A 14,708-nucleotide genomic window follows, 5' to 3' on the forward strand; every position below is an offset into this window, starting at 1 on the left:
GAGAGCCGCTTGCATCTGTCCGGACCATCGGCGTCCGTCCGCCCGCACCAGCGGCGCAGCTGCGGCCTCGTGCTCGGCTATTCGCCAAAACCCTACGGAAGCCGCGAACCGTTCGGCCAGTTGCTTTCTTCGCGGATCAGCAATGCCCATGGCGTTGTCATCGACCATGCGCCGGAACTGGATCGCGCCGCCTCGCAGGGTCCTTCCATCGTTGAGCGCAGGACAATCTCCGTGCACTGCAGCTTCGAGCTTGTCGTTAGCGACGAAATTGCCGATACGCCATTCGCCAGCAGGTGCTTTTACATCCTGCATCCTTCCAACTGAAGGGTCCACAGTCGCATATGGAACCCAGCCTAGCCCGCTATATCTGGACGCACACCAAGAAGCAGCAGCTCTGGATATTGATGATCGTCGTGCTTTCGATGATCCCGTATTTCATGTCCTTCGACCTGCCGAAGCTGATCGTCAACGGCCCGATCCAAGGTGGCGGCTTCGAGCAACCGGGCGCGACCCAGCCATTCATGAGGCTACACTATAACCTGCCGATCATTGGAGAGGTCCAGTTCTTCTCCGGTTTTCAGCTCGACCGCAAGGAGACGCTGTTTGCCCTGAGCGTTGTGTTCCTCTTGCTAGTAATCATCAACGGCCTGTTCAAACTCTACATCAACACCTACAAGGGCCGCCTCGGCGAACGCATGCTGCGGCGTATCCGTTTCGATCTGGTCGATCGTGTGCTGCGGTTTCCGCCGGTTTACTTCAAGCGGGTGAAATCCGCCGAAGTGGCGACCATGGTGAAGGACGAGGTGGAGCCGCTGGGCGGCTTCATCGGCGATGCCTTCGTGCAGCCGGTACTGCTCGGTGGCCAGGCGCTGACGGCCATGGTGTTCATCATGGTCCAGAACGTCTGGCTCGGAATTATAGCGGCCGTGATCGTGGCGATCCAGATCGTGCTCATCCCGCGAATGCGGCGGCGGCTGATCGTGCTCGGGCGCGAGCGGCAGTTGACGGCGCGCGCGCTTTCGGGCCGGGTTGGCGAAATCGTCGACGGCATCGGCGCGGTTCACGTCCACGATACATCAAACTACGAGCGCGCCGACATAGCTGCCCGGCTCGGGCTCATCTTCAAGATCCGCTTCGATCTTTACCAATGGAAATTCATGGTGAAGTTCCTCAACAATTTTCTCGCGCAGGTCACGCCCTTTTTGTTCTACATGATCGGCGGGTATCTGGTCATCCAGGGGCGGCTGGACGTCGGCCAGCTCGTGGCCGTGATCGGCGCCTACAAGGACCTGCCCGGACCGATGAAGGAACTGATCGATTGGGATCAGGCGCGGCAGGATGTCCAGGTCAAATATCAGCAGGTCGTTGAACAGTTTACCGTTGAGGATCTCATTGCGCCGAGAATCGGGGCATTGACGATCGACGATCCCGCTCCGATGACCAACCCCCTGTCGGCCATCAGTCTGTCCATGGTAGACGAAGGCGGTGCGATGATCCTTAACCGTATCTCCCTCCAGATCAAGCCGGGTGAGACGGTGGCGCTGGTCAGCACCACAACAGGTGGAGCTGAGGCGCTTGCAGAAGCCTTCGCGCGGCTGAACCGGCCGAATAGTGGAAGGGTCGCTTCGGGTGCCGACGACCTGCTTGAACTCCCCGAAGCAGTGACCGGCCGGCGCATGTCCTATGCCTCGTCGGATGTTTTCCTGTTCCAGGCAAGCCTCCGCGATAACCTGCTCTACGGGTTGAAGCATGCGCCGCTGACATCGATGACTTATGACGGTGCTGCGGCAGACCAGCGCCGCTGGAACATCGACGAGGCGCGCCGGTCGGGCAATCCGGAGCTTGATATCCACAGCGACTGGATCAACTATGCTTCCGCCGGCGCTACCGGGCCGCACGACCTCTTCCAAGCCGTGCGCCGGGTGCTCGACGCGGTTGTTCTGTCGCGCGACATTCTGGATCTTGGCTTGCGCTCTTCGGCCGACCTGACGCGTCACACGGAGCTTGCCAGGCGGATCGTCGAACTGCGTGCGGCGCTGCGAACCCGGCTGGAACACGAAGGGCTGAGCGGACTGGTGGCTCCTTTCGAACCGGGCGCTTACAACAAGGAAGCAACGATCGGCCAAAACCTGCTCTTCGGCGCTGCCGCCGGCCCCGAACTGGCCGACAGGGCTCTGGCGGCCAATCCCTATTTTGCTTCTGTGCTGAAGCAAGCCGGCCTCGACCGCACGTTCTACGAAATGGGCATGGAGATCGCCGAACAGGCGATCGAGCTGTTCGCCGACCTGCCGCCCGATCACCCGTTCTTCCAGCAGCTCGCCTTCATGAGCGCCGAGGAGATACCCACCTACGAAAGCTTGCTGCAACGGCTCAAGAACCGTCCCTACGAGGCGGTTTCGGAGAACGACCGCGCCATGATCATCACCTTGAGCTTTACCTATATCGAGCCCCGGCATCGCTTCGGCCTGCTGAGCGACGAGCTCATGAGCAAGATCGTCGCTGCACGCAACCGGTTCTATGAAAATCTGCCGCCCGAGCTGCAAAATGCGGTCGAGCGGTATGATCCTGCCAAATACATTGCCGCGGCTACCGTCATGGACAATGTCCTTTTCGGGCGTGTGGGCACCAACCATCCCGACGCGCCGGACCGGATACGCTCCATCGTCTATGACATTCTTGACGAACTGGGGCTTTATGCCGAACTTCTGGATGTCGGCCTGGACTTCAACGTCGGCTCCGGTGGCAGGCGGCTGACCGGTGCACAGCGACAGAAGCTCGATGTTGCCCGGGCCCTGATCAAGCGTCCCGATTTTCTCATTCTCAACCGGCCGTTGTCGGCGCTCGACCAGCGCGTGCAGGATAAGGTGCTGCGAAACGTGCTCGAGGAAGCCAGACGCGACGGCTATTCGCCGGCAATTGTGTGGGTCGTGACGAATCCGGCAATGGCGATGATGTTCGATCGCGTTGTCGTCTTCGACTCGGGTCGTTTGGTGGAAGACGGAACACACGAGACACTTTTGGCAGGAAGCGGTATCTTTAAGGAACTGCTGTCATAGAGCTTTGGACATTCAGATGGGATCATTCTGCCGGTGGGAACTTGTTGCAACGTCAACGGATTGAGGTTTGCGCCTGATCGGGCTCGCCACCTTTCGCGTGGTTCGTCTCGCCATCCGGAAACAGAATTGATTCCATCTGGGTGTCGGTTGTTCTAGTCTCGCAGACGTGAATTTTGGGAAGGTTTGCGACAATGCTGCTCAAGGATGAGGTTGGAATGCTGCAACGCGTTCCCTTGTTCTCTGGCATAGAGCCGACAAAGCTCAAGCTGCTTGCGTTCACATCCGATCGTGTGAGCTACAGCGCCGGCCAGATCCTTTTCCGGCAGGGCGACGAGGGAGACGCCGCCTATGTCATCCTTTCCGGCAGGGCGGATATTCTGGTCGATTCCGACAGCGGACCAATAAAAGTTGCCGAACTGGAGTCAAATTCGATTGTTGGCGAGATCGCCATATTGTGCAACAGCTCCCGCACTGCCACCGTCAGAGCGGCAAGTCCGCTGGAAGCCTTGAGAATCCGCAAGGATCATTTCCTGAGGCTTATGAGGGAGTTCCCGGAAATGACCATCGAGATATTGCGGGTTCTTGCCGATCGCCTAAGCCATACGACCGCGGATCTGATCGACGCACGAAGCGCCAAATAACCGATGACGTCGCTCGATCCTCGCCGTCGTGATGGCACCGGCCTCTTGCTGAGAAGGTCACCCGGAGAAAACCTGTCTCGCCTAGCAGCAGTTGTTTGGCTACGATGGGCGACGGGGGACTGCGAAGGGGTAGTATGGACGACGACGTTTTACTGGTCAGGTTTTGGGGCGTTCGCGGCAGCATTTCGGTATCGGGGCCAGAATTCTCTCGCTATGGCGGCAACACAATCTGCATTGAGATGCGATGCGGTGAGCATACGCTTCTGTTCGACGCGGGCTCTGGCCTACGGCCTGCCGGTGGGGCGCTTCAGGCGTCGGGCGCGACCGATTTCGACCTGCTTTTCACCCATTGCCATTACGATCACATCATCGGGTTGCCGTCTTTTGCGCCGATTTATGACCGGAGCGTGAAGGTAACGCTTTGGTCCGGGCATCTTGCAGGACACATGACGACCCGGCAGATGGTCGATAAGTTCATGCGGCCGCCGTGGTTTCCGATGAAACTGGAGTTCTGCAAGGCAAGGCTCGACTATCGCGATTTCGTATCCGGAGACGTGCTTCGGCCGCGCAAAGGCGTGGTGGTCCGAACCGGCAGTCTTACCCATCCAGGCGGTTGCATAGGCTACCGGGTCGAATGGGGCGGCCGCGTCGTGGCGGTGATAACAGACACTGAGCACGAGCCGGACAAACTCGATCAGGCGGTGCTCGGCCTGATCGAAGATGCCGACCTCGTCATTTACGATTGCACCTACACCGAGGAGGAAATGGAACGCCGCCGCGGTTACGGGCACTCGACATGGCAACAAGGCGCCAAGCTCTGTGAGGCGGCCGGTGCGCGCGGGCTTGCGCTGTTTCACCACGATCCGACCCGCACCGACGAGGAACTGGACGAGATCGAGAAACTGGCCAAAGACAGGTTTACCGGCGCTTTTGCCGCGCGGGATGGCCAGACGCTCACATTTCCAGTCTCACTGCACAAAAAGCGCTGAGCTATTTTCCTCTACCGGCGCTGCGCCCGATCAGTGTCCTGATCGGAAGCCATGCGCAGGCTTCAGTCTGTGCTGTGACTGTGAACAGCCGTTCGAGGAAAAGCCAGGCCGATTCATCATGTACGAGATGGTGGGTGAGCAGGCCGACCGGTTCGCCGCCGTCGAATGCACGCTGCAATTGCGCGATGATAGCCTGAACCAATGAGCCATGATCGCGGCAGCCGCGGGTGCCATGCCAATCCATGATGTCGACATTGCTGTTGATGACCGCCAGTGAAGCCGGCTTCGGCGGCCCATAGACCGACAATGCCGCAAATCCTATCGATCCAAGGTCGGATACCAAGCCGGCGTCGATCCTGTTCCAGGGTGGCACCAGCATCGGAACGGCACGTGCGCCGTGCAGGCCGGTTACGTGCGACAGCCCGCGAGCCAGATCATCGAGCACCGCCTCGCGTCGCCGATGCGCGCCGAGTTCCTGCTTTTTCTGGTCCTCGGGCGCATGATTTCGGTGCGTCCAACCATGGATGGCGACCGTGGCATGCGGCGCCTCGTCAAGCCGAGCGACAAGCTTCTCACCAGTCAGGGCCGGAATGACGGCCAGAGTGACCGGAACCGCGAATTCACCGGTGAGGTCGAGCAGCCGATCAAGCGCCGGCGTCGGCTCCACGGCGTCGTCGTCACGCAGCCAGAACTCTGCCTTACGGTCCGCCCGTTGCCGGCACGCCAGTTCTTCCACCAAGGGCTGCCAGATCTGATCGGATGTCATGAAACCGGGATCCTCGCAAGAAGTTCGCCCAGACGCGCCGCTGCAACACCGAGGGAGCGTTCTTCGAGGATGAAACGTCTGGCTTCCGCGGCCATGATGGTTCTTTCGTCGTTACGGGCCAGAAGCCTTTCAATGGCAGAAGCGAACGCCGCCACATCGCCCGCCGGGGTGAGAAACCCGGTCTGGCCATCCCGCACGACCTCCGGCACGCCGGCGATGTCCTGAGCCACCACCGGAAGACCGGCGGCCTGGGCTTCAAGATAGGCAACACCATAGGCCTCGCCGTAACCCGGCCAGACGTAAATTCCCCCACCGTAGAGGACGTCCGGCACGGCGGCTGGCTCAATCGCGCCAAGCCATTCGATACGGTCGGCGGGCAAGCCGGAGAACTGCGCTTTGATCTCGTCACGGGCAGGCCCATCCCCGACCACCGACATGGTCCAGGGCAGGTGGCCGATCGGACCGAGCGCCTGCGCCAGCATGCGATAGCTTTCGACTTTGTCGCCCGGGCGCATCATGGCGACGGTAACGAGGCGCGTCGCACAACCCCTTGCCGGCATTTCCCGGAATTCCGATGTGTCGATGAAGGGCGAAAGCATACCGAGAGCGGCGTCGGGAATCGCATCTGTCAGTCCATGACGGTCCCTTTGCGTGAAGCAGATGTTCAGCGCTGCCTGTTCGACGGCTCGCGCCACCAACGCTTGCGTATCGCCCCACAAACCGACGTTGCGCCGCCTCGAATAGGAGGCTTCCGCTGTCACATAGGGGATAGCAAAGGCCGACGCCAGCTCGGGTCCGATCAGGTCGGGCGCCTTGTAATAGGGATGATAGGAGAACCAGAGATCGGGCTTGCCGTCACGATCCCAAAGCCTTGTCAGCCGCGCGGCTTCCTCTCGGGCCTCGATCTTGAGCGCAGCGAAACTTTTCGACTCCGGTTCGCGTAGATAGAAGCGCAATTCGGATGCTAGTTCGACGCTATGCCCTCCATGCTCCAGCGCCTTGACCAGCATCCGTGCCATCTGGCGGTCGCCGGAGGCAACGGGATGATTGGGCGACTTCAGCGGCGCGTAGAAGGCAATTCGCATCGCCGGACCCTATCATCGGAAAACCTGCGCAAGTCAATTTCGAAGCATGATCGACTTCACCTTCAAGCAGTGGAATGTGCTATCTGATGCTCATGGAAACAGCTGCCGCGTCCGACCCGTTTGTCGCTTCTTTGCCGGTCTTCGCAAAGTTCGAAAGCGTTGCCGATATCGATAACTATCAGCCTCTCCCGGATGGCTGGGCGCTGGCCACCGCCGACATCGTCGGCTCGACCAAGGCGATCGGGGCTGGGCGCTATAAAACCGTCAATATGGCTGGCGCCAGCGTCATTTCGGCGCTGCTCAATGCGCTGGGTCGGCAAGATCTTCCCTTTGTCTTCGGCGGCGACGGCGCGCTCGTGGCGTTTCCCGGCTCGGCTCTGGAGATCACCCGCAACGCGCTGGCGGTTGTCCAGAGATGGGTGGCGGACGAGCTGGACCTGACCTTGCGTGCCGCAATCGTGCCGATAAAGGATATAAGAGCACAAGGCCTCGACGTTCGCGTGGCGAGGTTCCGGGCCTCCGAAGCGGTCTTCTATGCCATGTTCGCCGGCGGTGGCGGCAGTTGGGCGGAAGCCGAGATGAAAGCGGGGCGCTACCGCATCGATCCTGCGCCAGCCGGCGCGCGGCCGGATCTGACCGGCCTCTCCTGCCGCTGGGACCCGATCGAAGCCCGGCATGGCGAAATCGTCTCGATCATAGCCGTACCAGGAGCGTCGCGCGACTTGCGCGGTTTTCAGTTTCTGGCTTCCGACATCATCGCCCTTGCCGGCAGGCAGGAACGCGATGGCCACCCGGTGCCGGTGAACGGGCCGGGCTTCAGTTTTCCGCCCGCCGGCCTCGATATCGAGGCGCGGGCCATGGCGCCGCCAGGATGGCGATGGCTGTCGAAGCTGTGGATATTGTTTCTGATGACGCTTACGGCTGTCACCGACAGGTATGGCTGGACGATCGGCAGTTTCGATCCGAAGGTCTACAAACGCGACGTGGCCAGCAATTCGGATTTCCGGAAGTTCGACGACGGCTTGAAGATGACCATCGACGTTGACGCGGATGTGTTGCAACGGATCGAGAACCGGCTGAAACAGGCGGAAGAGGCGGGCATCTGCAACTATGGCCTGCACCGCCAGAAATCGGCCTTGATGACATGCCTAGTCGCCTCGCCGCTGCAGCGCGACCACGTTCATTTCATCGATGGCGCCGCCGGCGGCTATGCGATGGCCGCCGCAAGCCTGAAGGCGAAGGTGCCGGTCTGACGACGGCTTGCGGAAATCGATTTTCCGCAATATGCCTCGGGGTTCTTGGCGAACCAGGTGAGCCTCGCCATGGGAGCGGACGGCCTGTCCGAATTGACGGAAAGCAGATTTTTGGACGCCTCACGATCGACATATGACCGTCTTCTGAACCGGATTTCGACGCGCGCCGCGCAAGTCGGCGTGATTGGACTGGGCTATGTCGGGTTGCCGCTGGCGGTTGCGATCGCACGCGCCGGCTTCCCGGTTTCCGGCTTCGACATCGAAGCCCAGAAGGTCGAGAACCTGAACAACGGCCAATCCTACATTGAGGCGGTGACATCGACAGCCCTTGCCGGCCAGGTGGCGAGCGGACGGTTCCGCGCCACTGCGGATTTTGCCGAACTGGCCGTCTGCGATGTCATCATCATCTGCGTTCCGACACCGCTGACGAAAAACCGTGAGCCGGACCTGTCCTTTGTCAGGAACACGGCAGGCACTATCGCGAAGCATCTGCGTCTCGGCCAACTGATCGTGCTGGAATCGACCACCTATCCCGGCACCACCGACGACGTGATCAAGCCCATACTGGAAGAAACCGGCTTGCAGTCGAGGATAGACTTCTTCCTCGGCTTCTCGCCCGAACGCGAGGATCCCGGCAACCGCAGCTTTGAAGTCGCGACGATCCCCAAGGTCGTGGCAGGCGACGGCATTGAAGCGGGGACGCTCGTGCAGGCTTTCTACCAGGGCGTGGTCAAGACCGTCGTTCCGGTTTCCACCACGGCGACCGCCGAGGCGGTCAAGCTGACGGAAAACATCTTCCGCTCGGTCAACATCGCCCTGGTCAACGAGTTGAAGGTCGTGCTCGGTGCGATGGGCATCGACATCTGGGAGGTGATCGAGGCGGCGAAGAGCAAGCCCTTCGGCTACATGCCTTTCTATCCTGGCCCCGGACTTGGCGGGCACTGCGTTCCAATCGATCCCTTCTACTTGACGTGGAAGGCGCGCGAATACGAACTGCCGACCCGCTTTATCGAGCTGGCGGCAGAGATCAACACGGCCATGCCGCGTCATGTGGTCGATGAACTGGCGAAGGCGCTGGACCGGCGCTGCGGCAAGGCGCTCAGCCGCTCGCGCATTCTCATCATCGGGTTAGCCTATAAGAAGAATGTGCCCGACATCCGCGAAAGCCCCTCATTGCGGCTCATTGAACTCATCGAGGAATGGGGCGGCAAGGCGGAATTCCACGATCCGCACGTTACCGAGATCCCGACCACACGGGAGCATATGGCGATCAAGGGGCGACGCTCGGTCGAATTGACCGAGGCGGCCTTGAAGGATTTCGACGCTGTCGTCGTTGCAACCGACCACGACGCGATCGACTATCAGGCGATCGCTGATCACGCTCTTCTGATCGTCGACACACGCAATGTTTTTGGCCGCCTCGGGCTAGCCCGAGAGACTGTGGTGAAGGCCTGACGGCGTCTGAGCCGGCGAATTTTTTAACTGATGGCAGGATCATGATTGCACTCCGCCGGCAGCCTCGCCACATAATGCCCTTCGCCGGCTTTTGCCGCCAAAGGGCACTATTGACTTCGAGGGTTTTATCTTTGGGTCATTAAAAAGGAGAATGGCTCGTCTTCGACGGGTCTCGAGATAGCATGAGCACAGCGCAAGCAGAAATTTCCACCATTCTCATGGATAAGGTTGCCGATTGGCTGACCCAATCGGCGCTGGCGGGCGACGACCTGGAAACATTGGTAAAGGGTTTTTGTGAACGGCTGGCTGCTGCCGGCCTGCCGCTGAAGCGGGTGCATTTGAGCTTTTCGATGCTTCATCCGCTTTATGACGCGCTTGGCTTCACCTGGCTTCGTGGCCAGGGCATGGAAGTGGAAGGCTTCCGCAAAGAGGACGGCGTTCATTCTGACAGGTTCCTGACCAGCCCGTACTACCATCTGCTCAGCAATAAGCTCGACCATCTGAGGCGCCGGCTCGACCCGTCGGTGCCGTCGGAATTTCCTATTTTCGATGAACTCAGGCTTATGGGCGTGACCGATTACATGGCTTTCGTCCATCCCTTCAACGGCAATACCAGTCAGGGCATGATCGGGTCCTGGTCCACCGACAGCGCTTCAGGCTTCAGCGACAGCATGATTTCAGCGCTGCTGCGCATCCAGAACCATCTCGCTATCGCAACCAAGATGGCGGTGCTCACCAAGCTGGCCGACAACATGATGACCACTTATCTCGGCGGCGACGCCGGCAGGCGCGTGCTGGACGGCCAGATCAAGCGCGGCGAGGGCGATACAATCCGGGCCGCACTGGTCATGGCCGATATGCGCGGGTCGACAAGGCTTGCAGAAACTGCCGGCCGCGAAATCTACATCGATACGCTGAACCAGTTTTTCGATGCCATTGCTGCACCTTTCAATCGCAGAGGCGGACAGATCATGAGTTTCATAGGTGATGGCTTTATTGCCGTCTTCCCTTGTGAAAGGCACCGTGCGCAGTCCGAGACCGCCTGCCAGGCTGCTCTTGCGGCAACGCACAAGGCCACCGCTCGCATGATGGATCTCAATCTGCGCAGAAAGGAGCAGGGATTGGGCGAGATAAAATTTGGCATCGGCCTGCATGTCGGCAATGTGATGTTCGGCAATGTCGGACTTACCGACCGGCTAACATTCTCTGTCTTCGGCTCGGCTGTAAACGAGGTCCAGCGCCTCCAGACCCTGACCAAGAAATATCCGCACAGCATTCTCGCCAGTAAGGACTTCGCCGGCTATTGCGGCGCCAACAGCTGGCTGACGCTCGGCAAGGAGGGACTGGCCGGTATCAAACAGAAGCTGACGGTGCTTTCACCCGATCTGTCGGGTGCTCTCGCACTCGATGAGGACGGCACGCTGGAGCCGATTTACGACCGAATGTCCGACGCCGAGCAGGTCATGATGCTTCATCGCGATGCAGCGCGGCTGTCGGCGGGCGCCCCGAGGAAGCTCCAGTAACCGCCCCGATCTGATCCGAACGCCTTTGGTATGCAGTCCGGTCGACGTTCCGCCAGGGAACTGGCGATTGTTTCGAATCCAAGTTGCTCTAGGCTGGCAATGCGCTAGTCTCGCCTTTTGGACCTGCCAGAGTGGGGCTGGTGTGAGAATGAATTCGGGCGTTGATCTGCTGCGGATCGAGGACGTTGGCATCTCTTTTGCCATTATCGGGGGACCGTTGCATGCCGTCAGGCGTGCAAATCTTCGCGTCCTCCCCGGCAAGGTTACCGCGCTTGTGGGCGAGTCCGGTTCCGGAAAATCGGTTATCAGCCAGGCAGTGATGGGCATTTTGCCGAACACAGCCCATGTTCGCGGCCGTATCCTGTTTTCCGATCCTGAAAAGCCCGGCACGACGCAGGATATCCTGCAGATGCCGCGTGACGGACCCGATATCCGGGCGTTGAGAGGCAGCCGTATCGGCAAGATCTTTCAGGAGCCGATGACATCGCTGTCGCCGCTGCACACGATCGGCAACCAGGTCAGCGAATCCCTGCAGATTCATACGCCCATGGCTCGAGCGGAGCGCAAGGCGCGGACCGAGGAAATGCTCGGCCTTGTCGGTTTTCCCAATCCCAAGCGCGCCTATGACATGTATCCCTTTGAACTTTCGGGAGGATTGCGTCAACGCGCCATGATCGCGATGGCGCTTATCTGCCGGCCCGCCTTGTTGATCGCCGACGAGCCGACGACGGCGTTGGACGTCACCATCCAGGCGCAAATCCTGCAATTGCTGCGCGGCCTTCAGACCAAGCTGAACATGGCGATGCTACTGATCACGCACGACCTCGGCGTGGTCGCCAATGTCGCCGACGAGGTGGTGGTCATCTACCATGGCGAGATCATGGAAGCGGGACCTGTCGAGGCGATATTCCGCCGGCCAGGTCACCCTTACCTGAAGGGCCTGATGGCAGCCGTTCCGCATTTCGATCTGAAGCCTGGCGAAAGGCTAAAAGCGCTCCGCGAGGTGCCGGTGAATGTCGAGAACCTGCTCGGCAAGCAGACGGCGCCGGCGTCGAAGGGGCCGGACGACGTCCTGCTGTCGGTCAGGGATCTCAAAAAGACCTTCACCACCCGCAAGTCCGAATGGTTCGGAGCGGGTCATCAAACCTCTGTTCGCGCCGTGGACAGCGTGAGCTTCGATATCAGGCGGGGTGAGTGCCTGGGTCTGGTCGGCGAAAGCGGCTCCGGTAAAACCACCGTCAGCAAGATCCTCATGCGGGCTGTCACCCCTAGCGGCGGCTCTGTGATCTTCAACGGCCGCGATGGACCAATCGACGTCTTGGAAGCCGAGGGAGACGCCCTGCGCATGCTGCGCGCGAAAATCCAGATGGTCTTCCAGGATCCGGTTTCGTCGCTTTCACCTCGCATGACGGTGGAGAACATCTTGAGCGAGCCGCTGGAAATCCATCAACGTGGCAATGCCGCGTCCCGACTCGCCACGGTCAAGAGCCTGATGCAGGCAATCGGGCTCGATCCGCGCTTCATCAAGCGTTATCCGCACAGTTTCTCCGGCGGGCAGCGTCAGCGCATCGGCATCGCGCGCGCGTTGGCGCTGGGGCCTGAACTCCTGATCTGCGACGAGCCGGTTTCGGCACTCGATGTCTCTGTCCAGGCGCAGATCCTGAACCTTCTGAAGGACCTGCAGAAGGAACTGGGCCTGACCTACCTGTTCATATCCCACAATCTGGCGGTGGTGGACTACATGGCAGACCGCATCGCGGTGATGTGCGGCGGGCGTATCGTCGAGCTCGCGCCGCGCGAAATCCTGCTTAGGAAACCGGTCCACCCCTACACCCGCTCACTGGTTGCCGCAGTACCTTTCCCCGATCTCGACAGGCCGATGGATTTCAAGACGCTACAGCTCAGCGGCGCTTCCGACACCAGCGCATGGGGACCGCAATTCCGCGACGAGGGCGACGAGGATATGCTGTCGCCGCTCGATCTTGGCGGCGGCCACCTCGTGCTGGCCCGACGTTCGGCCGATGTCAGCGAGCTACGCCATTGATCAGCCGACGCACCGTCCTTGGATTTATGGCTTCGGCATTTCTGCCGGGCACGTCGCGCGCCGGCGATCTGGAGCCGGAATTTCTTCAGCCACAGCTGAAGGCCAAGGCGCTGCCGGCACTCGCCGAACGCCTGCCCAAGAGCCCGCGCGCGTTGAACCTCGCCGCGATGGGCCGGCAGCCCGGCCAGTATGGCGGCACGCTGCGCACGATCATCGGCAGCCAGAAAGATATCCGGATGATGACGATCTACGGGTATGCTCGCCTGGTCGGCTATGACGAAAAGCTTAAGTTGCAACCCGACATCCTCGAAAGTTTCGACGTAGCGGATGATCGCGTCTTCACTTTCAAGATTCGGGAAGGGCATAAATGGTCTGACGGTAGCCTGCTGACGCCGGAGGATTTTCGCTATTGCTGGGAAGATGTCTGGCTGAACGATGAGCTTTCGCAAGGCGGGCTTGCCCCGGCCCTGCTGGCGGACGGCAAGCCGCCACGCTTCGAGATCGTCGATCCGTCGACGGTCCGCTATAGTTGGGATGCGCCCAATCCCGACTTCCTGCCCAAGCTTGCTGCTGCTTCGCCGCTGCCGCTTGTTCTGCCGGCCGCCTATCTTAAGCAGTTCCACAAGAAATACCAGGATCCATTCCGGCTCGCCGGCCTAATGAAGGAGAACCGGGCCAAGAAATGGACGCTCCTGCACATCCGCATGTCGCGGCAGTATCGCCCGGAGAACCCGGAACTGCCGACGCTCGATCCCTGGCGGAACCGGACCAAGCCGCCGGCCGAGCAATTCGTCTTCGAGCGCAACCCGTTCTTTCATCGAATAGACGAGAATGGCCGGCAACTGCCCTATGTCGACCGGATCGTCATGAATGTCAGCTCGTCGGCGATCATCTCCGCCAAGACCGGTGCGGGCGAGAGCGACCTGCAAAGCATGGGGATTGACTTCAGCGATTACGCCTTCCTGAAGGACGCGGAGAAGCGCTACCCTGTGAAGATGCATCTCTGGAAACGCACACAGGGTTCGCGCCTGGCGCTGCTGCCCAATCTGAATTGTGCCGACCGGACGTGGCGTGGCCTTTTGCGTGACGTGCGCGTGCGCCGCGCACTTTCGCTCGCTGTCGACAGGCGCGAGATCAATATGGCTGTGTTCTACGGACTGGCGCAGGAAAGTGCCGATACGGTCCTGCCGGAGAGCCCGCTCTACCGGCCGGAATTCGCGAAAGCCTGGGTCGCCCATGATCCCGACCAGGCCAATGCCTTGCTCGACGAGGTCGGGCTTCAGACGCGTGACGATGACGGCCTGCGGATACTTCCCGATGGGCGCCCTGCGCAGATCATAGTGGAAACGGCCGGCGAAAGCACGCTGGAAACCGACGCGCTCGAACTCATCACCGATCACTGGCGCAAGATCGGGATCGCCCTGTTCATCCGGACTTCGCAGCGCGACATCTTCCGCAGCCGCGCGCTTGGCGGCCAGATCATGATGTCGGTGTGGTCGGGCATCGACAATGGCGTGCCGACCGCCGACATGAACCCGTACCAGCTGGCCCCCACCATCGACGACCAGCTGCAATGGCCGCTCTGGGGTGCTCACTACTTGTCTCACGGCAAGGTCGGTGAGGCGCCCGATCTTCCGCCTGTGGTCGAACTGATGGTTTTGCTCAAGCGCTGGAACGCATCGACCGAAGCCGCGGAGCGCGCCGAAATCTGGAATTCGATGCTGTCGATCTACACCGATCAGGTGTTTTCGATCGGCACCGTTAACGGAACGCATCAGCCGGTCCTGGTGTCCTCGCGGCTCCGCAATCTGCCTGACAAGGCGCTCTACGGCTATGACCCGACCGCCTATTTCGGTGTCTACATGCCGGATACATTCTGGCTTGGAGAGTCCTGAG

10 protein-coding genes are annotated in these 14,708 nt (G+C 60.4%); 8 read left to right on the plus strand and 2 right to left on the minus strand.

From position 1 onward, the window contains the following. The first annotated feature begins 341 nt into the window (after positions 1-341). The 3 genes from A9K68_RS04000 to A9K68_RS04010 all read left to right on the plus strand — a co-directional run bounded on the left by A9K68_RS04000 (position 342) and on the right by A9K68_RS04010 (position 4,686). Positions 342-3,056, plus strand: a complete 2,715-nt coding sequence (locus tag A9K68_RS04000) for an ABC transporter ATP-binding protein (RefSeq protein WP_065006525.1) — start codon at positions 342-344, stop codon at positions 3,054-3,056. A 191-nt stretch (positions 3,057-3,247) separates the two neighbouring features. Beyond that, positions 3,248-3,697 carry a cyclic nucleotide-binding domain-containing protein gene (locus A9K68_RS04005; protein WP_065006526.1) on the plus strand — a complete coding sequence of 150 codons (450 nt, stop codon included), beginning with the start codon at positions 3,248-3,250 and terminating at the stop codon, positions 3,695-3,697. Positions 3,698-3,831: 134 nt separating this feature from the next. Next, entirely contained in the window at positions 3,832-4,686 is an 855-nt protein-coding gene (locus A9K68_RS04010) for an MBL fold metallo-hydrolase (RefSeq protein WP_065006527.1), read from the plus strand. Position 4,687: 1 nt separating this feature from the next. Here the strand turns inward: A9K68_RS04010 and A9K68_RS04015 are convergent, their stop codons facing one another. Then, positions 4,688-5,452: a polysaccharide deacetylase family protein gene (locus tag A9K68_RS04015; RefSeq protein WP_065006528.1), complete on the minus strand. Its 765-nt coding sequence runs from the start codon at positions 5,450-5,452 to the stop codon at positions 4,688-4,690. Further along, the gene (locus A9K68_RS04020) at positions 5,449-6,537 is read right to left on the minus strand and encodes a glycosyltransferase family 4 protein (RefSeq protein WP_065006529.1); all 1,089 of its coding nucleotides are present in this window, start codon (positions 6,535-6,537) and stop codon (positions 5,449-5,451) included. The genes A9K68_RS04015 and A9K68_RS04020 overlap by 4 nt, the downstream gene beginning before the upstream one ends. A gap of 92 nt (positions 6,538-6,629) precedes the next feature. On the opposite strand from A9K68_RS04020, the gene A9K68_RS04025 reads away from it, so the two are divergent. The 5 genes from A9K68_RS04025 (at position 6,630) to A9K68_RS04045 (ending at position 14,707) form a co-directional block, all read left to right on the plus strand. Then, a complete protein-coding gene (locus A9K68_RS04025; protein WP_065006562.1) occupies positions 6,630-7,790 on the plus strand; it encodes a DUF3095 domain-containing protein in 1,161 nt (386 codons plus the stop codon). A 111-nt stretch (positions 7,791-7,901) separates the two neighbouring features. Further along, positions 7,902-9,245, plus strand: a complete 1,344-nt coding sequence (locus tag A9K68_RS04030) for a nucleotide sugar dehydrogenase (protein WP_065006563.1) — start codon at positions 7,902-7,904, stop codon at positions 9,243-9,245. Positions 9,246-9,427: 182 nt separating this feature from the next. Further along, positions 9,428-10,768, plus strand: coding sequence for an adenylate/guanylate cyclase domain-containing protein (locus A9K68_RS04035; RefSeq protein ID WP_065006530.1), 1,341 nt, complete (start codon positions 9,428-9,430; stop codon positions 10,766-10,768). 148 nt (positions 10,769-10,916) lie between these two features. Continuing rightward, positions 10,917-12,812 (plus strand): ABC transporter ATP-binding protein, encoded by a 1,896-nt coding sequence (locus A9K68_RS04040; protein WP_065006531.1) that lies wholly within the window; start codon positions 10,917-10,919, stop codon positions 12,810-12,812. Next, positions 12,809-14,707, plus strand: a complete 1,899-nt coding sequence (locus A9K68_RS04045; RefSeq protein WP_065006532.1) for an ABC transporter substrate-binding protein — start codon at positions 12,809-12,811, stop codon at positions 14,705-14,707. The genes A9K68_RS04040 and A9K68_RS04045 overlap by 4 nt, the downstream gene beginning before the upstream one ends. Position 14,708: the final 1 nt, after the last annotated feature.

It is taken from the genome of Mesorhizobium sp. AA22 (assembly GCF_001672375.2).
GTDB lineage: Bacteria > Pseudomonadota > Alphaproteobacteria > Rhizobiales > Rhizobiaceae > Mesorhizobium > Mesorhizobium wenxiniae.

Coding starts and splice junctions, on each gene's coding strand:
- A9K68_RS04000 (WP_065006525.1), top strand. CDS start 342: ATGGAACCCAGCCTAGCCCGCTATATCTGGACGCACACCAAGAAGCAG.
- A9K68_RS04005 (WP_065006526.1), top strand. CDS start 3,248: ATGCTGCTCAAGGATGAGGTTGGAATGCTGCAACGCGTTCCCTTGTTC.
- A9K68_RS04010 (WP_065006527.1), top strand. CDS start 3,832: ATGGACGACGACGTTTTACTGGTCAGGTTTTGGGGCGTTCGCGGCAGC.
- A9K68_RS04015 (WP_065006528.1), bottom strand. CDS start 5,452: ATGACATCCGATCAGATCTGGCAGCCCTTGGTGGAAGAACTGGCGTGC.
- A9K68_RS04020 (WP_065006529.1), bottom strand. CDS start 6,537: ATGCGAATTGCCTTCTACGCGCCGCTGAAGTCGCCCAATCATCCCGTT.
- A9K68_RS04025 (WP_065006562.1), top strand. CDS start 6,630: ATGGAAACAGCTGCCGCGTCCGACCCGTTTGTCGCTTCTTTGCCGGTC.
- A9K68_RS04035 (WP_065006530.1), top strand. CDS start 9,428: ATGAGCACAGCGCAAGCAGAAATTTCCACCATTCTCATGGATAAGGTT.
- A9K68_RS04040 (WP_065006531.1), top strand. CDS start 10,917: ATGAATTCGGGCGTTGATCTGCTGCGGATCGAGGACGTTGGCATCTCT.